Source organism: Bacillus sp. EB600 (assembly GCF_024494385.1).
Lineage (GTDB): Bacteria > Bacillota > Bacilli > Bacillales > Cytobacillaceae > JAEVLT01.
In genome coordinates this window covers 1-25542 of record NZ_JAEVLT010000007.1, presented here as the reverse complement: position 1 = coordinate 25542, position 25542 = coordinate 1, and the positions used below count along the sequence as shown (strand labels likewise).

16 protein-coding genes and 1 pseudogene are annotated in these 25542 nt (G+C 40.7%); 3 read left to right on the top strand and 14 right to left on the bottom strand.

The window, feature by feature from the left end:
- Window positions 1–58: 58 nt before the first annotated feature.
- From JN080_RS09690 to JN080_RS09655, 8 genes and pseudogenes are all read right to left on the bottom strand, one after another.
- Window positions 59–274 (bottom strand): hypothetical protein, encoded by a 216-nt coding sequence (locus tag JN080_RS09690; protein WP_256235768.1) that lies wholly within the window; start codon window positions 272–274, stop codon window positions 59–61.
- 646 nt (window positions 275–920) lie between these two features.
- Window positions 921–1859 (bottom strand): DMT family transporter, encoded by a 939-nt coding sequence (locus tag JN080_RS09685; RefSeq protein ID WP_256235767.1) that lies wholly within the window; start codon window positions 1857–1859, stop codon window positions 921–923.
- 54 nt (window positions 1860–1913) lie between these two features.
- Window positions 1914–2021: pseudogene (locus tag JN080_RS09680) on the bottom strand (3-hydroxyacyl-CoA dehydrogenase family protein); the annotation flags it as partial.
- Between the two features lie 192 nt (window positions 2022–2213).
- Window positions 2214–3875, bottom strand: a complete 1662-nt coding sequence (locus JN080_RS09675) for a flavin-containing monooxygenase (protein WP_256235766.1) — start codon at window positions 3873–3875, stop codon at window positions 2214–2216.
- A gap of 49 nt (window positions 3876–3924) precedes the next feature.
- Window positions 3925–4854, bottom strand: coding sequence for an alpha/beta hydrolase (locus JN080_RS09670; RefSeq protein WP_256235765.1), 930 nt, complete (start codon window positions 4852–4854; stop codon window positions 3925–3927).
- Between the two features lie 118 nt (window positions 4855–4972).
- Window positions 4973–6007: a zinc-binding dehydrogenase gene (locus JN080_RS09665; RefSeq protein ID WP_256235764.1), complete on the bottom strand. Its 1035-nt coding sequence runs from the start codon at window positions 6005–6007 to the stop codon at window positions 4973–4975.
- A 219-nt stretch (window positions 6008–6226) separates the two neighbouring features.
- Complete coding sequence (locus JN080_RS09660) at window positions 6227–7279, bottom strand: zinc-dependent alcohol dehydrogenase family protein (protein ID WP_256235763.1); 1053 nt, start codon at window positions 7277–7279, stop codon at window positions 6227–6229.
- 355 nt (window positions 7280–7634) lie between these two features.
- Window positions 7635–9128, bottom strand: a complete 1494-nt coding sequence (locus JN080_RS09655; protein WP_256235761.1) for an aldehyde dehydrogenase family protein — start codon at window positions 9126–9128, stop codon at window positions 7635–7637.
- Between the two features lie 186 nt (window positions 9129–9314).
- On the opposite strand from JN080_RS09655, the gene JN080_RS09650 reads away from it, so the two are divergent.
- Entirely contained in the window at window positions 9315–9911 is a 597-nt protein-coding gene (locus tag JN080_RS09650) for a TetR/AcrR family transcriptional regulator (RefSeq protein WP_256235760.1), read from the top strand.
- A 216-nt stretch (window positions 9912–10127) separates the two neighbouring features.
- Here the strand turns inward: JN080_RS09650 and JN080_RS09645 are convergent, their stop codons facing one another.
- From JN080_RS09645 to JN080_RS09635, 3 genes are all read right to left on the bottom strand, one after another.
- The gene (locus JN080_RS09645; protein WP_256235759.1) at window positions 10128–10526 is read right to left on the bottom strand and encodes a DoxX family protein; all 399 of its coding nucleotides are present in this window, start codon (window positions 10524–10526) and stop codon (window positions 10128–10130) included.
- 79 nt (window positions 10527–10605) lie between these two features.
- On the bottom strand, window positions 10606–11022 hold the full coding sequence (locus JN080_RS09640; RefSeq protein WP_256235758.1) for a MarR family winged helix-turn-helix transcriptional regulator: 417 nt from the start codon (window positions 11020–11022) through the stop codon (window positions 10606–10608).
- A gap of 731 nt (window positions 11023–11753) precedes the next feature.
- Complete coding sequence (locus tag JN080_RS09635; RefSeq protein ID WP_256235757.1) at window positions 11754–19823, bottom strand: GH36-type glycosyl hydrolase domain-containing protein; 8070 nt, start codon at window positions 19821–19823, stop codon at window positions 11754–11756.
- Between the two features lie 580 nt (window positions 19824–20403).
- Between JN080_RS09635 and JN080_RS09630 the strand changes: the two genes are divergently transcribed.
- Together JN080_RS09630 and JN080_RS09625 are read left to right on the top strand one after the other, a co-directional pair.
- The gene (locus tag JN080_RS09630; protein WP_256235756.1) at window positions 20404–20607 is read left to right on the top strand and encodes a DUF3311 domain-containing protein; all 204 of its coding nucleotides are present in this window, start codon (window positions 20404–20406) and stop codon (window positions 20605–20607) included.
- Window positions 20607–22103, top strand: a complete 1497-nt coding sequence (locus JN080_RS09625) for a sodium:solute symporter family protein (RefSeq protein WP_256235755.1) — start codon at window positions 20607–20609, stop codon at window positions 22101–22103. The genes JN080_RS09630 and JN080_RS09625 overlap by 1 nt, the downstream gene beginning before the upstream one ends.
- Window positions 22104–22394: 291 nt before the next feature.
- Here the strand turns inward: JN080_RS09625 and JN080_RS09620 are convergent, their stop codons facing one another.
- From JN080_RS09620 to JN080_RS09610, 3 genes are all read right to left on the bottom strand, one after another.
- Complete coding sequence (locus tag JN080_RS09620) at window positions 22395–23156, bottom strand: NRDE family protein (RefSeq protein ID WP_256235754.1); 762 nt, start codon at window positions 23154–23156, stop codon at window positions 22395–22397.
- Between the two features lie 112 nt (window positions 23157–23268).
- The gene (locus JN080_RS09615) at window positions 23269–24444 is read right to left on the bottom strand and encodes a DUF3800 domain-containing protein (RefSeq protein ID WP_256235753.1); all 1176 of its coding nucleotides are present in this window, start codon (window positions 24442–24444) and stop codon (window positions 23269–23271) included.
- Window positions 24445–24627: 183 nt separating this feature from the next.
- Window positions 24628–25263 carry an FMN-dependent NADH-azoreductase gene (locus JN080_RS09610; protein ID WP_256235752.1) on the bottom strand — a complete coding sequence of 212 codons (636 nt, stop codon included), beginning with the start codon at window positions 25261–25263 and terminating at the stop codon, window positions 24628–24630.
- Between the last annotated feature and the right edge of the window lie 279 nt (window positions 25264–25542).

Below are 25542 nucleotides of genomic sequence, written 5' to 3'. Positions count from 1 at the left end.
GTTTTAAAAAATAGACTGTTTTATTCTACATTACGTAAAACATGGATTTCATTTTTATTTATTGAGAACCCCATCCTCCATCAACCTTCCATACCTGACCAGGAACAAAGTCTGCTTCCTCTGAAGCAAAGAAAGGAATTAAATTAACATAGTACCTTTGCCCCTTCATGACCAAAACGGAGAGCAGCTTCTTTTCCAATCCCTGAACCAGCACAGGAAACAATCGCAACTTTGTCTTTAATTCTAATAACAATCCCCTCCGCTTTAAACTCAATTTACAAGTCTTCTAAAAAACTATCATTTTGGCATTAGTCTTGATACATCCCTCCTTTCAAGTAACTAACAATAATAGATTAGGTGTTGCTTAAAAAATTAATCCACAAAAAATCCAGCTTTTAGCAAAATATTAAGAAGTCATGTAATTTATTGCAGTAGAGTGTGGTTTTAATCAGTTAAGGCGGGTTTAATGCACAAACTTTAGGTAATCTTTTTAAATTAAATTACTCTAAGCAGTAGGCAAATGAAGGAAAAGTGTTAGTGAGGTGGTTTTTGATCTTCACGATTACGCGCTTACATCTTGGATATTGCTTCTGTTAAATATTGTGAGAAAAAAACTCGTAAATCTAGAGTTTACTTTGGCCAAACACATGTTTAATGAGATTGCCAAAAGGCAACCTATAATATAAAACAAACAACCATTTGATTTATATTATAGCTAAGCTTTTTTAATTTTGCAAGAATATTCTGATTTTTTTAATTTGTATACATCTTTTTCATAACTGGAATATTTTTGCAAATGTAAAGGGGCACAGTTTATAAAAGCCCCTCGGCTCGGTATGAGCTTTATTGTTATTTTAATAGCAATGATTTCATAATTTTCCCTGGAAAGCATGAAAGTGAGCATAGGACCATTTCCTGCTTCACATTGTTGGACTAGATGTCTTTTTCTCTTCTTTTATTACAGCTGCTGGTCTACTAGCTTGAGAACCCAGGAGCACCCCAGACCCAATGAAGAAAAATCCTACTATTTGTAACACCAAAATCGGTTCATCTACTATCAATAATGAAGCAATTGCTGCAACGAGCGGAATTCCGTTCATAAAAATGGCGGATTGACTAGGACCGAGAACACTAATCCCTCGATTCCACAGCATATTCCCTACTCCTAGAGGAAAAACACCTAGATAGAGTAATAATAACCAAGGACTTATACTAGTAGGCAACTCACTCCAACCTTCCATCGTTAGTTCCCAGACTGACATAGGAAAGTAACAGATTGAAGAAATAGCAAAGATGTAAAAACTAATGATTTCCGGTGAAACCTTTATATCCGTTGCTTTTTTTATAAATATAAAGCTTATACTAAAAGTTAATAAGGCGACAGCGACATAAAAATCACCAATGTTAAAGGATAAATTAATTAAGTTTGTGATTGCCCCTTTTAATACAACCAGCGAAACACCAATAAAACCAAGACTAATACCAAGGACTTGCTTCCAGTTTAAAGGAACACTAAAAACCAAAAACGAAATTAAGGCAGTAACTAATGGGGTTAATCCCATAATAAGTGAGGCATTCGTGGGTGAAGTATATTTTAGCCCAATTAGGAATACGACATTATTAATTACAACACCGAAAACAGAAGCACCTAAAACATAACCCCAAGCCTGCTTATTTCTTGGCATAATAAAAGGGGAATTTCGAACAAACCAAATCAAGGCAATCGTTGCAAAAAGGTTCCGAAAGAATAATAGACTCCAAAAAGGGAATTGCTCAACCAGTATTTTCGTTAGGACGAAATTACTTCCCCACATAATTATTACAAGGGATAATATCCATTTTATTTTTGTATGAGTCAAGTTTTCACCTATTTTCAAATTTTGATAGAAACAGGAGAACCCTGCTCTTTGACTCTACATATTGTCCAAGCCGATGAGATCCGTTAGTGAAAGGGGTCCGATCGGGTGGTTTGCCCCAAGCTTCATACCTTCATCCATATCCTCAGCGCTGGCAGTTCCCTCTGTAAGAACAAAATTAGTATTTTTAGTAGGTGTTCAGCATAAATATTAGCAACATCCTCTTTACTCTGTTCACCCTTTAACGTCAAGTATATTCTTTGAATTATGTAAAAATTAAATAAACTTTGGCGGCTTATTTGGAAGAAAATTTGAAACAGCCAACAATTCATAAAATTGCTGGCTGTTTTTTTCTATCTAATTGCCTACTACAGTCTCGCCAATTTTAGAAGTTTGCAAAGAAAATCCCTCATAGCCATTAGAAGCAACTTCGGTGATTTTTTGGTTATATGGTCCATAACCCCCAACGTAAATTTGGAAACCCTGAGCCTTACCAGTGATATTCGCACCTGTATACCAAGATTCAGTCTTGGTATACAGCGTGCTGTCGGCCAATTCTCTGCAGTGCTGACTCCAAGCATCTTCCGCTTCCACCTTTGCTTCAATTGCGTTCACACCATGCTTGCGAAGATATTCGATACAATCCGATATCCATTCAACATGCTGCTCAATTGCTACCGGCATGTTTCCAAGTACGGATGGACTCTCGGGGCCGGTAATCATAAACATATTCGGGAACCCGGCTGTAGAAATGCCTAGATATGTTCTTGTTTCTGCTCCTCCAGCCCATTTCTCCTTTAATGACACCCCGTCTTTACCACGAATATCGATCTTAAATAATGATCCCGTCATCCCGTCGTAACCGGTAGCAAAAACGAGAGTATCCAGTTCATATTCCCCTTCTGCCGTTTGCAGCCCACTAGGCGTGATTTCCTTAATAGGTGCTTTCTTCACATCTACTAAGCTAACGTTCTCACGGTTATAGGTTTCAAAATAGTCGGTATCGATGATGGCACGTTTCGTACCGTAAAAATATGTTGGCGATAGTTTCTCAGCTGTCTCTCGGTCAGTTACGATCTCGCGTATCTTAGAGCGGATGAATTCGGAAGCAGTTTCATTGGCAGCCTCGTCAGCAAGTAAATCGTAATAAGAAAACAGCATCGCCGGCCCGCCTTTCTCCCAGGCCTCTTCATAAACTTTCTGACGTTTTTCCGGTGAATCCTCAAGCGCTGAGCGGTCTCCAGGCTTTATTGGTAAGCCGCCAAGGGATGCGCGTATTTGCTGCTTAATCTCGCTGAAGTTTCCCTTTGCTTTCCGTACATAATCCGGGTCATACGGGTGGTTTCTCGCTGGAACGCTATACTGCGGGGTCCGTTGAAATACGGTAAGGTGGCCCGCCTCCTGGGCAATAACTGGAATAGCCTGAACACCACTTGAACCAGTACCGATGATACCCACCCGCTTTCCTTTGAAATCCACTTTTTCATGCGGCCAATGCCCTGTATGGTACCACTCACCCTTGAAACGATCTAAGCCTTTAATGTTGGGTAAATTGGCGGTTGAAATACAGCCTGCCCCTGTAATAAAGTACTTGGCCGATACGCTGTTGCCATCATCCGTAAAGATCTGCCACCTATCCGTCACCTCATCATAGTGGGCAGCAGTAATTCTAGTTTTGAACTGGATATCCCGCCTTAAATCAAATTTATCTGCCACGAAGTTGAGGTAACTCAAGATTTCCGGCTGGACAGGGTACTTAGAATTCCATGTCCATTCCTGATAGAGTTCTTCAGAGAATGTATAGTTATAATAGATGCTTTCCGAATCGCACCGTGCTCCGGGATAGCGATTCCAATACCATACCCCGCCGACATCTTCAGCCGCCTCAAAGACCTGAGTGGAAAGACCAGCCTCACGTAGGCGATAAAGCATATACAGACCTGAAAATCCTGCACCGATGACGACCGCGTCTAAATTGGTAACCTGATTTTTCTTTAATTGCTGTTTAGTAGATGTCATTCCTATTCCTACCTCCTCATATTTGTAAGCCTGTTTATTTATAACTTTTTTAATTGATATCTCTCAAAAACCGGACAATATTAGAAATAGATCCTTTAATCCTTTCTGAAAAAACCGCCATGTTAGTGAAATACCCATGTACCAATCCTCTCTCCGTGAACGATTCCACTGGCACTCCAGCCTCCTTTAGACGTTGTGCATAGGCAAGTCCTTCATCACGAAGTACATCATTTTCTGAGGTAATCACATAGGCTGGTGGGAGATTACTTAAATCATCAGCTCGTAAAGGTGCGAGATATGGATCTTTCTTATCCGCTGTTGAGCGAATGTAATGGTTGCCAAACCAGACCATTAAGTCACTATCTAAGCCAAACCCTTCAGCAAACTCCCGGTAGGATGGGCTATCATACCCTGCATCAGTTACTGGATAAATTAAGATCTGAGCTGCAATACCCGGCCCTTTACGATCCCTGGACATCAGCGAAACTACTGCAGATAAATTACCACCCGCACTATCTCCTCCAACAACTATATCGGAAGCGTTTCCATTGAATGACTCAGCATTTTCACTTACCCATTGCAAGGCTGCATAAGAATCTTCTGCAGGAATAGGAAATTTATATTCAGGAGCAAGGCGATAATCCACGGAAACGACAATCCTTCCGGTTCGATTTGCAAGCATTCGACAGCTTGCATCAGCTATTTCGATATCCCCGATAACCCAGCCGCCGCCGTGGTAATAGACAAAGAGAGGAAAAGGTCCCTGCCCTTCCGGCGTGTAAATTCTAACTTTTATTTCAGCATCCTCGTCAACAGGAATCAGTCTGTCCTCAACCTTAGCAAGCGTTGCCAGCTCTACCTCCACAGGGGGAGCCAGTGCAAACATATCCCTTACAGACTGTGGTTCTAACGCTTGAATGGTCGGCATTTGACTAAACATTTCCAAATATAACTTTGCTTGCGGATCCAGATTTATCATTGAAATCTTCCTTTCCCAAGTAGACTAGTTTCATATTTTCCAAGTGTGTAAATTTTCCTTCTCCTTAAAATAACTTGTAATTTACTGTTTAGTACTCAGGACAATAAATGAATTAACGTTACTCATACTTTGTAACAACAAAGGTGCCTGTGTTCGTAAAATTACTCATTCCTTCAAAAATAGAATTGACCTCTGAGAGTGAGATCTCCCGGTTCACCATTTTGCCTGGTGTCAACCGTCCTTGGGCAACCAATGGCAGCATAGCATTGAAACGATGGGCCGGCATACCCAGCGTCGTTACAAACTGAATTTCATTCATAACCATATGATCAACCGGAAGTGAAATAAATCCTGCTTCTTTCTTCGTCGTAACACCAATTTGTAAGTGACGCCCGCTTTTTGCCAAACTGTGGATGGCGTTAATACATGTTTCCGTGATTCCAAGTGCATCAACAGAGACATCTGCACCACCATTGGTCAGGTCCTTTACTGCCTCAACAGGGTTCGTATTTTTACTATTAATTGTATAAATTGCTCCCATTTGCTTTGCCAACTGGAGATTTTCATCATTTATATCCACACCAATAACATTAGCCCCCATAGCTGTTGCAATGTTGATGGCAGATAATCCTACACCTCCACATCCATATACAGCAACCCATTCACCCGTCTGAACTTTTACGCGGTCATTAATTCCATGAAACGCGGTCATAAAACGACAGCCAAGTGCTGCAGCATCGCGAAAGCTTACTTCCTCAGGAATGTGAATTGTATTAAATTCTCCTCTAGGTACCGCTACATATTCCCCATATCCACCGGAATAAGCAAGACCAGGAACTAAAAATGAATCGCAAAGATGTGAGTTTCCTTTTAGACAATGTGGGCAAGTACCATCACTGCCCGAAAACGGGATTATTACTCTATCCCCTTTTTTAAAGTTCCTTACATTCTTGCCAACTTCCTCAACGATGCCGCTGAATTCGTGGCCCATGATTGGAGTTGGAGCAGACATATCCCCTACCCAAAAGTGCCAATCACTTCGACACACGCCATTTGCCTTTACATGTACAAGTACGCCATCATCATCAATTGTTGGATCGGGTACTTCCTTCACAACACACTTTTTGATATCTTCTAAAACTAGTGCCTTCATAGCAAAACCCCCATATAAAAATTGGAATCTTAATAAATGATTCGTCGTCATTTCTGTTATTAATAAAATTCTGCAGTAATCCGTTTGCTCAAATCCTTATCCACTAAAGGGTTCGGCAGCGGCAGCCCTCATCTCCACAGTCATTTTTAGAGAAGAGGAGTGCCCTATCAAATAAGTTCTATTAGAATCTATTTTTTTATATTAAAAAGAAAATATATTCTACCATCTATTCAAAACAGTAATTCCAGGTGTCTTAAACTGCCCCATATCCATCAGAATATCTGCTGCTTCTTCTAGTCCGACTGTTTTCGTAATCATCTTTTCAGGCTGGAGCATTCCGCTTTCTACCATGCGCATCATATATGGAAAACGGGAAACAGGCATATTGGCTGAACCAATTAGCTCCAGTTCCTTTACAACAATTAGGTCAATTGGCAATTCAACCTTTCCTTTTTCATCCTGAGATGTAAGCCCTACTTGTAGATGTCTGCCTCTTTTCCTTAGGCTGTTTATTGCATTTTGACAGGTTGCGGCAATCCCTAATGCATCCACCGCTACATGGGCACCACCATCTGTGATCGTAATAATTTCTTGGACGGCATCTTTTTCTTTTCCATTAATAACAATATCTGCACCAAATTCTTTTGCTAGTTTTAACGCCTCATCATTAATGTCAACAGCAATCACTCTAGCCCCTATCGCTTTAGCAATATGTACAAGAGACAGTCCCAATCCTCCACTTCCATGAACAGCTACCCATTCCCCCGGTTGAACTTTAGCCTGGTCTACCAAACCATGAAATGCCGTCATAAATCTGCACCCAAGTGCAGCTCCTGCTTCAAAGCTTACACTGGCTGGTAAATGAACTGCATTACGATCAGCATCCGGTACGTGTACATACCTTCCATAGCCACCCCAATAGGTTGTTCCGGCAATACTGCCATGATCACAAATATTGGAATGACCGGTTAAGCAATACTCACATGTTCCTTCCCCGTGGGCATGTGGAACGACAACTCGATCACCCTTTTTATAATTGGTTACTTGACTGCCTACTTCCACAACTACTCCGGAAAATTCATGTCCTAGTACGTGGGGTAATTCAGCTTGAAGGCCAATCCAATTCCAATCCCCCATCATGAAATGCCAGTCACTTCTGCAAATTCCATTAGCTTCAACTCGAATAATTACACCGGTATCTGTTAATGCTGGTACAGGAACTTCCTTAACCTCCATCTTATGGCCAATCTTAGTCAACACAAGTGCTTTCATCAATATTCCTCCTCGTAACTATTTAAATTTTGGTCGTCTTAAGAGGTTCATGATTGCCAAAAAGCATTCTATAAAACTATCCATAAATTACGACTTCTAAAAATCTGTAAAAGAATGATTCTATTATTTGATACTTCCTAAGCAGAAATAAGGATGATCGCTGAACCACCGTCTGTTCCAACACTCATGCAATAGGTGGGAATATTTGCAAATACACTGCTATTCCCTCGGCTTGATAAATATACGGCCGCACCAACAATTGCTACTTTTCCGCGTATTTAAAGGTTATCTTCGGTCATACTTTTTAGATATGACCGAGGGCATATTTTAACTGCAGGATAACGCTTACATTCTATTAATCTAAATTAACCCAAACATTCTTAATCTCTGTATACATATCAATGGAAGCAGCACCATTTTCTCTGCCAAGTCCACTTTGTTTATATCCTCCGAACGGCGAGTTTGGCTCCACAATATTGTAAGTGTTTATCCATACATTACCTGTTCTTAGCGCATGGGCTACTTTATGGGCTTTGCGAATATCAGTTGTACAAACCCCTCCCCCTAAACCATATACAGTTTGATTCGCTTGTTTAATCACTTCATCAATATCATCAAAAGGAATTCCGGAAACGATTGGCCCAAAAATCTCTTCTCTTGCAATCGTCATGTCATTATCAACATTTGCCAGTACAGTTGGTTTAACAAAATGACCCTTAGCCAGTTCTGCTTCTGTCGCATCTCCGCCAACGATCATTTCAGCTCCTTCTTTACGTCCAATCTCCAAATAATTCAATACCCGTTTTTTCTGTTTAGCCGAAATTAGCGGCCCGATAACTGTATCTTGGTCAAAACCGTTGCCTACTTTATAATTTTTAGAAATATCTGCAAGGTCCGCTAAGAATCTATCGTAAATTTTACTTTCAATAAACAGCCTTGAACCTGCAAAGCATACTTGGCCAGTATTAAAGAAAATGGAATTTGCAGCATTAGCAAGCGCTGCTTCATAATCGGCGTCTGCAAAAATAATATGTGCCGATTTACCACCCAGTTCCAGAGTAACTTTCTTGATATTGACAGCACTGTTTTGAATGATTTGCTTTCCGACTACCGTTGAACCTGTAAAGGCTATTTTATCTACGTCAGGATGCGAAGCAAGTGCCGCACCTACTGTTGGACCATATCCAGTGACAATGTTGACAACCCCATCAGGAAAACCAGCCTCTTGGACAAGTTCAGCAAACCGCAATAAACTAATTGGAGTCTCCTCAGACGGCTTTACGATGACTGTATTTCCTACGGCAAGTGGTGCCGAGATTTTCATTATCGCGTTCATTAACGGAGCATTCCAAGGGACTATGCCGGCACAGACACCAATCGCCTCACGTCTTGTATAATTAAAAAAGTTTCCTGGAGTGGAGGAAGATAATGTTTCACCTGCTATTTTCGTTGCCCATCCAGCGTAATAGCGGAAATTCTCTGCAGCAGCATTGGCAAATCCAATTGTTAATCCGACTGGCTGTCCGTAATCAAGTGTGTCTAAGTGTGCTAATTCCTCTGCATTTTCTTCAATAAGGTCAGCTAGCTTTAAGAGAAGCTTTGCACGTTCATTTGGCTTCATTTTTGGCCATGGTCCCTCTTCAAATGCTTTTCTCGCTGCAGCTACGGCACGTTCAACATCTTCTTTATCCCCCTCAGCAGCCGTCGTAATTAATTCTCCGTCAGCAGGATTTCTGATTTCTGTTCTTTTTCCGGAAACTGCATCTACCCATTTTCCACCAATAAACATTTTCAACGGCTTCGATGTGAACTTTACAGCTTTAGAATTCAATGCGATTAAAGTGGACATAAAAAAAATTCCTCCTTATTAATTGAAAATGAATTAGAGTATAGCAATGTCTTAATACGCATTTTTATTATAGAAAACATCGTAGATATATCCAATAATCAAAATATTTAGAATTGTACAACAATGTACATTTTTTTATATACTGTATAGTAAAGAGAAAATATTTTTTGAAAGAAGGTTGTGACAATGATAAAGACAACTGATAAAAGGGTTACCCGAACTAAAAAATCTTTTAAACATGCGCTACTATCTTTATTGAGGAGAAAACATTTTGATGAGATTACCATAACCGACATTGTCAAGGAAGCAGACTATAATAGGGGGACTTTTTATATTCACTACGAACAAAAAGAGGATTTATTACAAGAGATAATTGATGACATCTTTAAAAAGATGCTTATATCTTTCAGAAATTCATATATAAAATTAAAAAATGAAGCCAACATAATAGACCTTTCTACCATTGCTTTATTTGACCACTTTATCGAAAACAAAGAATTTTACCAGGTGATGTTAGGTCCGAATATTAATCATAATTTCCAAAAAAAGATGATCATGGTACTGGACAAACACTTCAGAGAAGATATTGATTTTGCCCTAAATGAAGCTGATCCGGACATCGACAGTGAGCTTTTTTATACGTATCGTGTCCATGGTATGATCGGCATTATTTTGGAATGGATCAATAGCAATTTCACCCATTCAAAAGTCCATATGGCTGAGCAAATTGTAAAGATCGCAACCTTTCAGACGAAAAAGGTTTATATTAAATTGGAAGGATGACAACAAAAAGGTAACCACCATATAATATGTAAATAATATGGTGATTACCTTTTGTTTTCTTTGTTATCTATCATGCTGCTTTCCATTAGTTAAAGATAAGCGAGGATTACAGTCTTAAAATCTTGATAGGTTTCTAAATATTTAATCCTTATAAAGGAAAAATCAAGTTCATCAATATAGCACTAATTTTGCTATGAATCTTTAATTAGAGATTTATTAGAATAAGAGAGCATCAAGAGCATATTGACCAGGTCCTGCCAAAGCGATACCAAGTGCAACTGCGATTAAGATCAAGTTAAATTCATACCCATTATTTGTTCCCCAAAATCCATTCGGACCATGAACCTTTGCAATTGCCACTACCATTGTACCGGCAATCATAATACCAGCAAGAGGAGTAAGCAGGCCTAATACAAACAAAACTCCGCCAACAAATTCTGCTAATCCTGCAAGGAGTGCCATGGTAACGCCAGGTTTAATTCCAAGTGATTCCATCCACCCGCCAGTACCCTTTAGTCCATAGCCACCGAACCAGCCAAATAATTTCTGTGCACCGTGACCCATGAATGCAACACCCATTACCAATCGAATTAGTAATAAACCAATACTCATCATTTTTATTTCCTCCTAAGTTATCATTAGTATTTATTTTATCTCGATTTCAAGATACATGTTCTAAAAATTTATGCTTCTACTATTTATTAACTTTTTTCAAAAGACTTACCATTGTTTGAGCATCTTCATCAGTCAAAGAACCAAACATATTATTGATCATTTCTTGATGCTTTGGCATGACTTTTTTCATTAAATCTATTCCAGCATCCGTTAATGCAACAAAGATGACTCGGCGGTCATCAGGACAGGGGCTCCGACTTAATAGGCCTTTCTTTTCTAACTTATCAATAACATAGGTCATCGAACCACTAGATATTAATATGCTCTTGCCGATCTGATGAATTGTCTGCCGCCCTTTATGGTAAAGTACCTCTAGAACTGAGAATTCCGTAATACCCAGCTTGTTTTTGTTCATTTCTTCTCCAATCCGTTCCTGAATGGCTTTAGATGTTTGCATTAAAACAAGAAAGGGTTGGTTTGTGCACTGTTTTTCCACTTTTTCACCTCCTGGATTTATCTCGAATTAATATATCTTTAATATGAGATAATAATACTGCTTATATTCTTCTCTGTCAATAACTTTTAAAAAAACCTCCAAGGCAGACTAGTAAGAGAATAAACAAGCTCGCTAATATGACAGTCTGGAGGGTTATTTTCATGCAATGCACTTATTTTCAATCCTATAATACTCATAGTTCGATTTCAACCTTTCCATAAACGATCAAAAGCTGAATTTGCCATGTGATTCTACATATTTGCTAAGTGATTCTACATGTTTGCCGTGTGATTCTACATGTTTGCCGTGTGATTCTACATATTTGCCATGTGATTCTACATATTTACCGTGTGATTCTACATGTTTGCCGTGTGATTCTACATGTTTGCCGTGTGATTCTACATATTTGCCATGTGATTCTACATATCGCTAAGTGATTCTGCATATTTGCCATGTGATTCTACATGTTTGCCGTGTGATTCTACATATTTGCCGTGTGATTCTACATATTTGCTAAGTGATTCTGCATATTTAGCATGTGATTCTACATGTTTGCCGTGTGATTCTACATATTTGCCATGTGATTCTACATATCTATTAAAGGATTCTCCATATATAGAAATTTCTCCGTTAGATTTCACATAGCGCCCAATATCTACAATAGGAATGACCAAAGCCATAAAAAAAGAAGGTCAGGTCTAAACTAAAACCTACCTTCCTTTCCTATTTTCTTATCCTACGGTGCTTGAACGCTGTTTGCCAAGATATACTTCCACCTGATGTGTTTGACCATCATCGACTAGCTTTAGTGAAGTCTGATTTCCAGCTTCTTTGCCATCCACCACCCATTTCACTGGAACGCTATGCTCCTGCTGACAGTAGATATCAAGTGAATAGGTGGTTTTACCAAATCGATAGTCAATACTGAAGGATTTCCAATCAGACGGAACACAAGGTTGAATCGAAAGTTGGTTTCCTTGAAGCTTGACCCCTAAAATATATTCCAGTCCGGCTTGATACATCCATCCGGCAGCACCTGTGTACCATGACCAGCCACCCCTGCCTTGATGAGGACTGGCCGTGTAGACATCAGCTGACATGACATACGGTTCATTTTCATATATTTGCACTTCACGGAAAGTGTCCGTATGGGTGATCGGGTTAAGCAGTGAAAATAGTTCGAATGCCTTATCATTACGCTCCAACATTGCCCACGCACAAATCCCCCAAATAACACCGTGGGTGTACTGTCCGCCATTTTCGCGAATGCCCGGCGGGTAGCCTTGAATATACCCTGGACTTGGTTTCGTTTTATTAAACGGTTTTGTCAATAAACGGGCTAGATTTAAGTCACGATCGACAAGCTCTCGATCAAAGGAAGACATCGCCCTTTGTTGCCGATCTATCTCGGTCCCTTGGGAAATAACAGACCACGACTGTGCAATTGCATCAATTCGGCATTCCTGATTCGTATTTGAACCAATCCATTCCCCCGTATCAGTGAATGCACGGCGAAACCAAGATCCATCCCAAGCATGGCGGTTTAGACTCCGCTCTAATTCCCGGATTGACTGTTCAAATTGTTCCACGACAATAACAGAAATCATTTTTTCCCCGAGTCTTACAAATCGTTTAAGAATATCGAGCAGGAACCACCCCAGCCAAACACTCTCGCCCCGCCCCATGGCACCAATTCGGCTCATTCCATCATTCCAGTCGCCAATCCCCATAAGCGGAATTCCATGCTCGCCAAATTTCAATGAATGTCGAATAGCACGCAAGCAATGCTCCAGGAGTGTGGCTGTTTCCTCGGATACCACTGTATCTTCATATCGTTCTAATTCATCTTCTTTTAAGACCTCGCTGTGTAAAAATGGAACAACCTCATTTAGAATATCGTCATCGCCTGTCTGTTCGATATACCGCGATACCGTGTAAGGCAGCCAAAGCAGATCATCAGAAAATTTCGTTCGAATTCCTTTATCCGTTTCCTGGTGCCACCAATGCTGGACATCCCCCTCTTGGTATTGATGGGCAGCGTTAATCAGGATTTGCTTTCTTGTAATAGAAGGACTTACATGTAAAAAAGCGAGTGAATCCTGCAGCTGGTCACGGAAACCAAAAGCCCCTCCTGCTTGATAGAAAGCGGTTCGAGCCCACAAGCGACAGGCTAGTGTTTGATAGAGGAGCCAGCCATTCATCATGATATCCATCTTCCGATCCGGTGTCTTGATCTGTACCTGACCGAGAGTTTCTTGCCAATAATTGTTCACACTCGTCTGCGTATCATGAAAGGCAGACGGTTGACTATATTGATTAATCAGTGAAAATACCTCTTCATTCGAAGCTGCACAGCCCATTACTAATATGAAGGTTACCTCTTCATTTGCTGCCAGTTCGACCGTGGTTTGCAACGCACTGCAGGAACTTGAAAAAGTCCCCGTCCGCTTCGAAAGCTTTTCTTCCAGTAGGGCTGCAGGGTAGGCTAATGTACCACCAGGTCCAATGAATTCTGCGCGGTCACTTGTCCAAGAATACGATGAATTCGCTTTAGAATCAGGAGTTGAAATATGCATGAAGCTAATCGCATCTCGAAACGTTTCTTGGTAGGTATTGCTTGCAAGCAGGGCTTGATGCCCTTCATTCCATTCGCTAACGATATATGGTGCCTGCGCTTCCCGCGTCACTCCAAGAACCCATTCTGCATAATAGGTAATCGAGATTCGTTTTCGTATTTTACTTCTATTTTTCAAGCGCAACTGGATCAGCTTTAAAGAATCTTTCAATGGAACGATCATTTCCATTTTGTGTGCTACATCCCCATCTTCCTTTTCAAACCGGCTAAATCCTTTTCCATGAGTAACCTTATACGTGAATTGATCCCCTACTGGTTTTGGTGTGGCCGACCATATTTGATTTGTATCAAGATCACGTAAATAGATACACTCCCCTGGTTGATCAAGTATTGGATCATTTGACCATGGTGTGAGCTTACATTCACGTGAATTGCGCCACCAGTTATATCCAGTACCAAAATCAGTTATTAAACAACCGAAACGTTGATTGGCGACGATATTACTCCAAGGTCTGGGCAGATATGCTCCTTGCCGGACGTAAGCTTGATACGCCTGTCCGCCCTCAACAAAACCGCCCCAGCCATTGAAAAATTCACCTTCAGTTGTTGGACTGGAGGGCGGAGCTTCCCAATGACCTTTTTGTACAGGCGCAATCATACGTTTTGGAACAGCTTGCTGAACCTCGTCTAATCGCAATTGAGCCTTTACGCTAGGACCTCCTGCGTTCAGTACGACCCGTGCCGTTGCCCTAAGGAGAGTTCGTTCCTCCTCTTTCAGTTGTTCTGCCTTTAGCCCAATGATCCGCTTCAAATGCCCCAATCCTCTTGCTGCTAGCTGATCCCTTAAAAGATTCATCAATTGATCTTGATAGCCGCCAATCGTTTCATCTAAGACGACAAGGTCGATTTCTAACCCGAGCATACAAAGATACTGGTGCTGACGGGCTAATAAAACAACGAACGGTAAATCAGCTAAATGTTCAATCATTACCATTAAGATTGGAGAATCACCGCTGATTCCGTGCGACCACAAAGCTGACTGTCCTAAACTATTTTGTTCGATTGCGCTGCGCCTTAAGGATGTGTGCGGAGGCGTAAAGAGGAGCCTCCCTCCGAGCATTTGGGCTGTTACTGCCTGCTCCGGCGTTAGATGCAGGTGGCGAAGGTCTATTTGTGTGCGTACCCATGCCAAATGAAAAGTTCTTTCTGCCTGTTTTGGCCAGCGTAGCTGATGTATCAGGTCCAGCGCCTTTTCACGGCTTTCAGCAACACCCGTTACAATAAAAACAACAGCTGTTTCCCTTGGTTCCAAATGAATGCGCCGTCTCATCACAAAAGCTGGATCAACGACAGATCCAACAAGCCCGCGCAGGCGAGACAGCATTGCCTTTGGCTCCTGAAGAGAATATCCACGGCCAATAAATTTAGCTCGATCCGTTTCAAATTCATAATCTTCCCCTTCAAACCCTTCAACATAAACCGTATGGACAGCCCATGTCTCCTGCTCCTCGTCTTCACGCGCCCTTCTTTTGGCAAGTAGGCATTGGGCCTGTGCATCGTGACTCGTTTCAACAAACAGCTTAGTGAATCCCGGATGGGCATTAACTGCCGCTGGTTCAGCCAAAGCCAATTCTAGAAAAGTGGTTACTTCTAGAATTCGTTCTTTGTCACTGTTATTCACCAGCTTAAGCCGCCGTATCTCTGCATCAAGATCAGGAGATACCGTAATTTCAAGTCTAGCTGAAATATCCCGATGATCTCCCTCATAGATCGTTTGATCAAGGCGAAACGATGCCTTCGTATCTTGAACAGTTTGACAAGGATACCTTGTAATGCTCCAAGTCTCTTCCGTAGGAACGTCGTGAATGTAAATAATTGGACCCGAGGTATCCACAACTGGATCTTCTATCCACCTTGTAATCGAAAGTCCGTTCCACGTTAGCATCCCAGTGCCGTGGTTCGTAGTGACACTCGTCATACGGCTGTTTGACAGCACATTTAGTTCTGGTACGATTGTAGGTTCAGTAAACGACCGCTCCAAATTGTCTACATTCCCGTCTAATGCTGGGAATGGTTTGTTAAGACCAATCGGTTCCTCAATCAGTGCTGCATTTGCCGGTATTCGCTCCTGTAAGAGTAAATCAGTGGCTCGTACGCGGGGATCTGAATGGAAACGCTTGACCATTCTTTCACCTGTTAACAGATTGGCTAGCGTCAGCATACTCATACCTTGATGGTGTGCCATATAACTTTTTACAACCTGAAAGCGTTCGCCCTTTGGCATTCTCTCTATTGTAAAATCAACCGCTTCAAAATAACCAAACTCGCCTTTTGCCTGATAATTCTCAAATTGATGCAAAGCTGTAAGTGCAGCATTACCTGCAAACGGAAGAGCCATAATAGTGGCATAGGGTGCAACGACTAGGTTTTGTCCTAAACCGCGGTCAAGCCCAAGCCCAGGAACACCGAAGGCACGGTATTGATAGTTCAGTTGATAGTCAAAAGCAAAGTAACCGCTCTCTGATATTCCGAACGGAATTTGATATTTTTCAGCGTATTTCCGTTGTCTGTTTACAACCCCGCGATAGGTGGAGTCCCAGATCGTGTTTTGGTAAGTGCGCATAATCAAACTTGGCATTAAATACTCAAACATTGTGCCTGACCATGATAACAAAGTCTTATGTTTTCCTGATTCAGTCATTGTCCTGCCCAACGAAAACCAATGCGAGGCAGGAATTTGTCCTAAAGCGATGGCTACAAAGCTCGCTTGCCGTGCTTCAGATGCCATCAAATCATAAAGTGTTGAATCTTTTTGGTTTGTATCAACATGGTATCCAAGCGAGAATAACCGCTCATCAGCGTTGTATAATGATTCAAAATTGGTTTCATCAATAAACTGGTCAATTTTTTTTACAAGTCCGCTAATTTGGGGCTCGAATCCCCTTTCCCGCTTGCTCCATTCAAGCAGTCCTTGGTGCACAACCATTAAATACCCTATAAAGTTTCCAGAATCAACGGTAGATACATATTTAGGAAAAAGAGGCTGGGCGGAACATGTGTCATACCAATTCAATAGATGTCCATTCCATTTTTCCATCCTTGAGATTGTGTCGAGCGTTGATTCAATCCGGTTTACCATTTCAAACGTGCCAATAAACTCCATATCCCGTGCAGCCATAACACTTGCTAAATAAAGTCCGATATTGGTTGGTGATGTACGATGGGCAATGATTTCCTTAGGCTGATACTGGACATTATCAGGTGGCAGAAATGATTCCTTATCTGTTACATAACGATCGTAGAACGACCAGATGTTTAATGCTAACTCATTTAGCTCTGTCCGTGCATCATTCAGCCATTGATTTCCAGACTCTTTTTGCGGCTGATTTAATTTCTGGATAACCGGCCGGACGGAAAGCAACAAAATAAGGGCTACTGCACCAGCAATCCGACCAAAAATTTCACCGGACAGCAAGGCAAACACAACAAATACCATTCCGGCGATGTATCCGGCGCCAGCAAACATAAACACTTTGCCGTCAGCCGATCGGCGGTCCATTTTAGCCGATGGTACCCATTCAAGTAAGTTTCGTTTACTAATTAACATACGATAAAGCGTCCTTACAATCGCATCAAGGGAGAGAACAGCGGAAAAAGGCAAGGTCAAAAGCTTCACGACGCTCTGCATGAAACTTATGCCTAAACTTCTTGCAAGACTCCGGTCAAATATGGCTAACAGAATGTCCCGTAAAAAGGGTAGAAAAATGGTTACTAACACGATTGTTTCCCATACCCAGCTCTTTCCAGGCAAAACGGTTAGACCTAGTATTGCCGTAATCATGAGTGCAGGTGCCATCAGGCTTCGACGTAAATTATCAATGATTTGCCAGCGAGTTAATCCACATAATGATGCTTTCTTACTTTCACCATTCCGGTCTTTGCAGTTCCTGCCCAGCCAGTTAATCAGCTGCCAGTCTCCTCGCATCCATCGATGTGCACGCTGTTCGTGGGCATAAAATATACCCGGGTGCGACTCGACAACCTCAATGTCAGACGTTAGCCCAGATCTTAGAAATCCCCCTTCAAGTAAATCATGGCTCAGCACTTGAAAATCTGGGATCCGGTTCACCAGGGTTTTTTGAAAAGCATTCACTTCAAAGATGCCTTTGCCGACAAAAATACCTTGTCCAAACAAATCCTGGTAAGCATTCGAAACAGCAAAAGCATATGGATCAATTCCAGGCTTTCCAGCCCAAAGGGCAGCAAAACGCGACTTTTGAGTTGATTCAAAACTGGCACCAATCCGGGGCTGGAGAACACCAAATCCTTCAATTACCCTTGTTTCCTCCGTGTTTAGCCGTGGTCGGTTGTATGGAAAATGGATCGTCCCCGCCAAACGACTAACTACACCAATCGGAAGTTGAGTATCATGATCGGTGGTAAATACGTAGCGTATTTTGGGGATAATGTCTGTTTCCCCGTTGATGATTGTGTAACTCGTTTGCTTACTTCCAGTAATCAACTCAACAAACTCAACTAGCTTCCCGCGTTTACGCTCCCAGCCCATATAAATATCATCAACAGAATTATATAGACGTGCGCGGTGAAATAGGAAAAACTTATCCGCACCGTACTTTTTACGTAAAGCATCCACTCGGCTCAGTGCGTGGGCAACTATCTCCTTGTCGTTTACCTCAGACTCAGCTTTTGCATCAACAAAATCTGCCAAGATTGCAAAATGAATATTCTCCTGACGATTTGCCAAGTAATGAACAAGAAGCCGATCAACCACGTCATCAACTTCTTCGATACTTGACCAAATAATCGGCATCACAACCATCGTCCGTGCTTCATCTGGAAGTTTATTGGAATAATTATAACGCAAGAGTATAGCAGGACTGCAGCATTTACATATCCCTTCATGAATGACGGTGATCGTCCAATCACTCACAGGTAAAAGTAGTGCTGCAAAGATGACGAGCCAAGACAAAGTTCCAATCGGGGTCCTGTAGGTTACCCATTCCCCAGCGAGCAGCATAAAGGCCGCAAACAGGAGGATAGTGCTTACGATATAGACAAGCGATGGTCTGCGGCGTACAGCAAGCTGCGGCAGCACCCTTGGACGAGTCGACCCGCCAATTTCCTTGCGCAATGCAGTGATTCCGTGTGGATCAAGTAAATAATACGCAATGCAGGCTTCACGAGGCTCAAGATCTGCTTTTTTTTGCCTCGATCTGGCAAGATTTATCGCAGTTTGCGCCACTAATGTTTCCGGAACATTAAGCTGCTTTGCGATTTTGACTACCCGGCTGCGAAGCAAATCTCTGCTTGCTAAATCAAGCATTTCAAAATCACGATTGGGATCAGTAAGCAGTATTTTTTCGAGTTGTGAAATTTTCGTGAATGTCAACCGCCATGGCATCCGTTCTAAACGGTGCAGGCTCTGGACTAAGTACCCGCATGTTACCTGAATCTCCGCTTCAAGCTGGTGTTCAAGCGAGACCATCTGGTCAAGGTTTGCTTCACTATTCTCAACATGTGCTTTAAGCCAATTGTGGATAATATGGATATTGGGCTCCCATTCACGTAAATGCTGGACAAAATGGACGATCTCCATTGGCCCAAGTTGCTTTTTGCGAGTTTCCCGTTCTAATACAGCACGGATTTTTTCATCAGAAAAATTTTTCGACCCTATTTGTTCTATTATCGACGTAATTGAATGACACACTTCATGTCGGAGGCGGACTTCCCGCATTACTGCTGCCAATCTCCGAATAATAATAACCCGCATCGCACTTATTAGCGCCCAACACTCTACATCCTTTAGGACAGTAACCTCCTGGTACGACATGAGATAACTTTCAAAGGAGCTGATATCATATTTTCCACCTACATGTTCGAGATAATCACTGCAAAGTTCGTATATTCTCGGCATCCCGGTCGACCTTAATCGAGGCAGTTGTTTAAGGGTTGCTCGGGGCAGTTCCCGCACCACTACCTGTGACTGCGTCTCTATAAAGTTGATGTGGTCTAACAGCCAATCTTCAGCCGGCTGCTTGCACGCTGCTTTACCAGCTTGTAATTGTTCGGCGAATTCATGAAGACTGGCCATATCCGAACGAAAAGCCGGCCAAAATTGTTTTATAAAATTAGTCGTTGAACTTATTTCATTTGTCAGGGCGAACTCGTGAGCCCTGGCTTTTAAATCCTCGTTATGTAAAATCATAGGCTCCCCCTTTTTAGTACACAAATGAAAATATTCCCAAGCCAGCCGCTTTTCATACATATAACATACTTTCTCTTTTAAAAAGCGGATCGCCGTAAAAGAATAATTATGCACTTCTACTAACAGGAAGTAGCTGATTTTGAGTATTGGGAAAAGAAAAAGTCTTTTACATAAAACTGTGTTAAGGGAATCCTCAAGCTGTTTTAAATTTCTTGCGCCGATAATGGGAGCTTTTATGGAAGGATTGGACATCACCAAGGCAACTGCAGGTGTTGCGGGGTTCATTCCATGCAGGAACGGCCAGAGGTGAAATTTCGACCTCAGCTTGGCGTTTCAATAAGTTATACATAGGTTGGATTAATTCAAAACGGTCAAGTTGCTTTTTTTCAGAAATTCGTATTTTTATCCGTTTTTTTGTTAACAACTTTCTATACATCGGTGCAGCCGAAATAAACGAATTATTATTTAAATATATTAATATTTCAAACAATTTACTTGTTTAAAGTAAAATTTATTGGTACTATTATCTCATTCGTTTTTTCAGACTAATTAAATATTTAGAATTTTGGGGGTTTTACAAATGGGAAAAAAAACGATCATTGCGATACTATCCATCATGCCTTTTATACTGATGCTTGGAGCAATACCATTCGTCAATCGAATCCATCCAATTATTTTTGGATTACCTTTTCTTGCATTTTGGTTATTTTTAGGAATGCTTCTTACTCCGTTAATCACCTTTGCCATTTATCGGTTACAACATTCAGAGGGGAGTGCTGAATAATGCAGGGAAATTTAACAGCATTGTTAATCACAGGTGCTATTGTTTTAGTAGTCGTATTCATTGGATTTTTATCGGGGCGTGATAAATCAAACAGAAGCTCTGTTGAAGAATGGTCAGTCGGTGGAAGGCGATTTGGAACATTACTTGTTTGGTTCTTAGTCGGTGCTGACCTTTATACAGCTTATACGTTTTTAGGGTTAACCAGTACCGCTTATACAGGTGGAAGCTTGGCATTCTTTGCGATACCTTATACGATTATTGCTTACTTTATTTCCTATTTCTTTTTACCGAAGCTCTGGAAATTTTCGAAGGATCATAAATTAACGACACTGGCTGATTATGCAAAAATAAGATTTAACAGTAAACTTTTATCCTTTCTAGTGGCAGTAGTAGGCGTATTAATGCTTATCCCTTACATCGATTTACAGTTATCCGGGATTCAGGATACTTTGACAGTAGCTGGGACAGGCTTAATTAATGTAAAGGTGGTCGTGGTCTTCTCTTTCCTATTAGTCGCCTTGTATACCTTCTTTAGTGGAATTAAAGGACCAACTTATACCGCTGTTATTAAAGACATATTGGTTTGGGTGATCATGTTATTCCTGGTTGTCAATTTGCCGTTCATACATTTTGGAAGCTGGGGAGCGATGATTGATAAAGTGGCCACTGATTCGCCGCAGTTATTAACGATCCCGACAAGCGGACCAAAAGGGATTCCGTGGTTCCTGACTGCATCATTAGTTTCCGGTCTGGCGTTATTTATGTGGGCCCATGCAGCAACAGGTGTATTTACGGCTAAAAGTGCGAAGGCACTGCAAAAAAACGCGATTTTTTTACCATTGTATAATATTGTCCTCATTTTGCTTATTTTCCTTGGCTTCGTTGCTTATCATGTATTGCCGCAAGGAACGAACCCACGGTATGCACTTTTAAATTTAATTCAAGTTTCTTACGGCGGGACTGTCCAAGGTTTAGCCTACGCAACCATTGCACTTGCATCGCTCATTCCTTGTTCAATCATGGCGATTGGTGCTTCAAACTTGTTTGCCAATAACATTTACCGTGATTTTATTAATCCGAATGTAACACCTGCAAAATTAACGATTGTTACTCGTTCGATGGTCTTTGTTGTGATTGGGCTTGCTTTACTATTTGGAATGGTTTTTCCGTCAGCACTCGTCTCTTTACAATTGCTGGGCGTATCGGGAATGGTTCAAATTTTCCCGGCCATCATCTTTAGCCTTTTCTGGAAAAACCAAACAAAAGAAGCCACGATCGCTGGATTGCTTGTTGGTTTAATTGTTACATTCACCGTCTATGCGACCGGAAAATCTTTCGGCATTTACGAAGGCTTCTGGGGAATTTTAGCCAATGCAATCGTAACAGTGGCCGTTAATCCGCTGTTTGTTAAAAAACTGAAAAACAAACCGAATTCCATTCTCGATGAATTATTCGGAAATGAGCAGCAAAGGACCACATTAAAGAAAGAAGCTTAATATAAAAACAGATGTTCTGGGCACTCTACAGTCTCAGAACATTTGTTTATTTAGCTGCATGCTCTTTGTGTTTAAGGTTTTTTGTGCGATTTTGGCTCTTGGTACACCTCGCTTTTCTGCCTTTTCCTCCACTCGCTCAACCACTTGTCGGTCTGATTCGGACGTTGCTGGGTAAAACCTTTTTCCAACTGACGCTTTTTCCCAACGAGCAGTTGATTCCTCCCAATTTCGTGTCAATTTTCTTTTGCAAGCGAACTCCATGGAATCACATAATTATTTAGTTTAGCCAAATTATAGGTCAATGGTGTACTTTTGATCATTTTCATTTACCTGTTCCTGCGAAAAAACTCGTTCAAAGAATTCAATTTTTTCGTCAGACATCAACAATACACTAGAACTTCTTGTCCCATAACGTTCGTTTTGAATAAACAACGAGGAGAGTCTTCTTTCCATTTCTAATGGAACTCCTGTGTTCGGAAGAAGTTGATCTGGAGCCTGTTCTGAATTTCTGAGTAGAGTGAATAAAGAGTTGACCATGTCTTCCTTTTTTTCGTTAATACTTCTAGCTATGCCTTCTTTACCAATTTGTACCTTTGGCCACTCGGTGTTTAATAAATGATTGCTGACGCCGTATATACCAGGTTTTAATTTCTGGAGATTCTTTTCAATATTGGAATAATAGAATAACTCATTTCCATCTCCTGCTACTAGGTTATACCCTGGGTACAGGTGATTGTTTTTCATCAAGTTCTGCATATAATCTTTTAGCTTTCCATCATATTTTAAGGCATCGGCCACCAATTCACCACGCGTATGTTTACCCACTGTTATCTCTTTCGGATTTCGGAAGTTGGTCAACGCCGCGAAACGTCCACCCTTTGTCACTCCCATCCAGGTACCCATTTTTTCCAAATCCCTTCCTGCAAGAATCCCGTGACTGTCCTCCCAAAAATGAACAGGTGAAGTCGGACGTTGAAAATCTTCATCCCGGTTAGCTGCAACAATAAGTTTGTAGACAGGATGTACACGATACGCAAACAATATTAAACACATTCATCATCACCGCCGTTATTCGTCGATCTTTGATCGCAATTCACATAAAACAAGTAAGCTTTGAACGATACTATCAGTTTTACAGTTTCTTCTTCCTATTCTCCTAATTAGCCTATTTGTTTACCGACAATTTTTCCATTTCAATGATCCTCTTTAGATAATCATATTCTTTTTGATTAAGAATATCGATCTCATGGTTTGTTGCAAGTAAGATTTGGTCTCTGCACTTAGAAATTCGTTGAATCATCGGATGAATCGTTAGATTTGACAGGTATACAAAATCATTTAGATCAGCAAGGCATACAGCCATTTTATAGCCTTTATTACTGCTTGCGACGATTAGCCCCTTGTCACGAAGCTTTGAAACAATAGTAGAACGAAAATAATGGTGATTAATTTTAACATCGCGTAATGCATTAAGATTATCTAAAATCTCTTGTGTGTACACATAGTCATTTGGATTTTCCTTCAGATTAAATAAAAGAAACTTTAAAAAATCGATTCGGATTTTTTCATCTGCTTCCTCACTGTTTCGATTTTGCTCAATATATTGATAGGACAAATTTACCGACTTTTTCATAATAACTTCATCGTATTTTTCATCTGGCCGACCGCCTTGGTAATCACAGAGAAAATGTTTGTAATCATGTGGCAAAAGATTTATGGAGATGATTTTCTTTTTTATAATTTTGTAATATGAACGATAATGTTCCGAATACTGACTTTTATCATAGCCCTGTGCAATCATCCCTGCAATAAACTCAGCCAATTGAAGGAGGAGATCTGATTGACTTTGATTGAAGCCAAACAAAGAATAATGAAATAGATTGGGGATACTCGTACTGTTTATATACTTTTTAAACTCTTGCATATACTCGTTCATTCCGTCATCAGCTGCGACCAGATCTAGTTGATCGAACGTTCGATTTAAATCATCATAGACCATACGATTTACATATTTAAAAAAAGTCTTTTTAAAAGTGATACCACTGTCTTCTCTGATTTTTCTTTTGTCAATGACATATGCATAAACACGAAATGGCAATTCTTTAAGATCATGTAATAGTTGTATCATACGGTTAGGATTACGATTTATGTAAGCAGAGGATATTTCTGCATTATGGAAGTATTTTTGTCTAAGCAATTCGAGTTCTAGTTCTAACATGTCTTTTTGGGATTCTTTTACCAAAATAGTGGCAATGATAAAGTGGGTTGAAACATCATTTTTATTAAAGTCAAAGTCATAATTACCATATTCCGTGACAAACGCATATTGGACATCTGTCAATTCCCCCACCTCTTTACTAGAAATAGCTTTTTCTTTAACTATTCAACAAAAAATTTTCCAAACCTTTAAAAAGTTATTTTTTCACCCCAAAAAACAAGTGAATTTCTAGTGTTTGGCATAGCATGTTCCATAATTCTTTAAGAAAATTAAAAAAGAGCCACCAATGTGACTCTTTTAGCTGCTTTAAAAAGTATGAGCAACATCTTTTGCACGGGCAATTGCGTTTTCTTTTATTTCTTGTGCTTTTTCAGGCATTGCATTATGTCCTTCTACAAATAGACCTTCAAAGGAAGGAACCCCAAAGAATTGCATCATGACATTCAGGTATCGATGCCCCATTTCCATCGCAGCTGCTGGTCCCTCTGAATAAATTCCTCCACGAGCTTGAATATGTAGGGCTTTCTTATCCTTTAATAGGCCAATTGGTCCCTGTTCAGTGTATCTAAATGTTTTACCAACAACGGCAACAGCATCCATATAGGCTTTCATAACTGGCGGGAATGAAAAATTCCACATCGGTGTTACAAATACATATTTATCGGCAGAAATAAATTGATCACATAACTCTGAAAGTCTGCCAACTTTTGCTTTTTCTTCTGAAGAAAGTTCATCAAACCCTTTTCCAGATTGCAGTTTACCCCAACCGCTAAATACATCAACATCGATTTGCGGAATGTTTTCCTTATAAAGGTCAACCTGAACAACTTCATCATTCGGATTAACTTCTTTATATGTATCAATAAAGGCTTTCCCTACGGCCATGCTGTAAGACTTTGTGTCATCATGAGGATGTGCGGTAATGTATAAAACTTTTGTCATTCGATATCTTTCCTTTCTATTACTTGATTTTGACATTCTAGTTTGTGTAATAACCTAAAATCCATACAGATACCTTATAGTAAGTTAAATTTAATTTTAGACAAATGAATCAATTTCATAATTCCTTATTATAAAAAATTACAGACCTTCAGGATTTCAATACCTTTTAATTTTTTGGTGCTGTTAAACATGGTTGTTGATTTGCGCTCCAGGTGCTTCGCTTTCCGCGGGCGTGCCGGGGAGCCTCCTCAGCGCTTGCGCCTGCGGGGTCTCCCCAGA

Excerpts from the sequence above, each read along its gene's own strand:
- JN080_RS09665 (WP_256235764.1), bottom strand. The coding sequence starts at position 6,007 with ATGAAGGCACTAGTTTTAGAAGATATCAAAAAGTGTGTTGTGAAGGAA.
- JN080_RS09625 (WP_256235755.1), top strand. The coding sequence starts at position 20,607 with ATGCAGGGAAATTTAACAGCATTGTTAATCACAGGTGCTATTGTTTTA.
- JN080_RS09620 (WP_256235754.1), bottom strand. The coding sequence starts at position 23,156 with ATGTGTTTAATATTGTTTGCGTATCGTGTACATCCTGTCTACAAACTT.
- JN080_RS09660 (WP_256235763.1), bottom strand. The coding sequence starts at position 7,279 with ATGAAAGCACTTGTGTTGACTAAGATTGGCCATAAGATGGAGGTTAAG.
- JN080_RS09645 (WP_256235759.1), bottom strand. The coding sequence starts at position 10,526 with ATGATGAGTATTGGTTTATTACTAATTCGATTGGTAATGGGTGTTGCA.
- JN080_RS09655 (WP_256235761.1), bottom strand. The coding sequence starts at position 9,128 with ATGTCCACTTTAATCGCATTGAATTCTAAAGCTGTAAAGTTCACATCG.
- JN080_RS09670 (WP_256235765.1), bottom strand. The coding sequence starts at position 4,854 with ATGATAAATCTGGATCCGCAAGCAAAGTTATATTTGGAAATGTTTAGT.
- JN080_RS09630 (WP_256235756.1), top strand. The coding sequence starts at position 20,404 with ATGGGAAAAAAAACGATCATTGCGATACTATCCATCATGCCTTTTATA.
- JN080_RS09675 (WP_256235766.1), bottom strand. The coding sequence starts at position 3,875 with ATGACATCTACTAAACAGCAATTAAAGAAAAATCAGGTTACCAATTTA.
- JN080_RS09610 (WP_256235752.1), bottom strand. The coding sequence starts at position 25,263 with ATGACAAAAGTTTTATACATTACCGCACATCCTCATGATGACACAAAG.
- JN080_RS09650 (WP_256235760.1), top strand. The coding sequence starts at position 9,315 with ATGATAAAGACAACTGATAAAAGGGTTACCCGAACTAAAAAATCTTTT.
- JN080_RS09635 (WP_256235757.1), bottom strand. The coding sequence starts at position 19,823 with ATGATTTTACATAACGAGGATTTAAAAGCCAGGGCTCACGAGTTCGCC.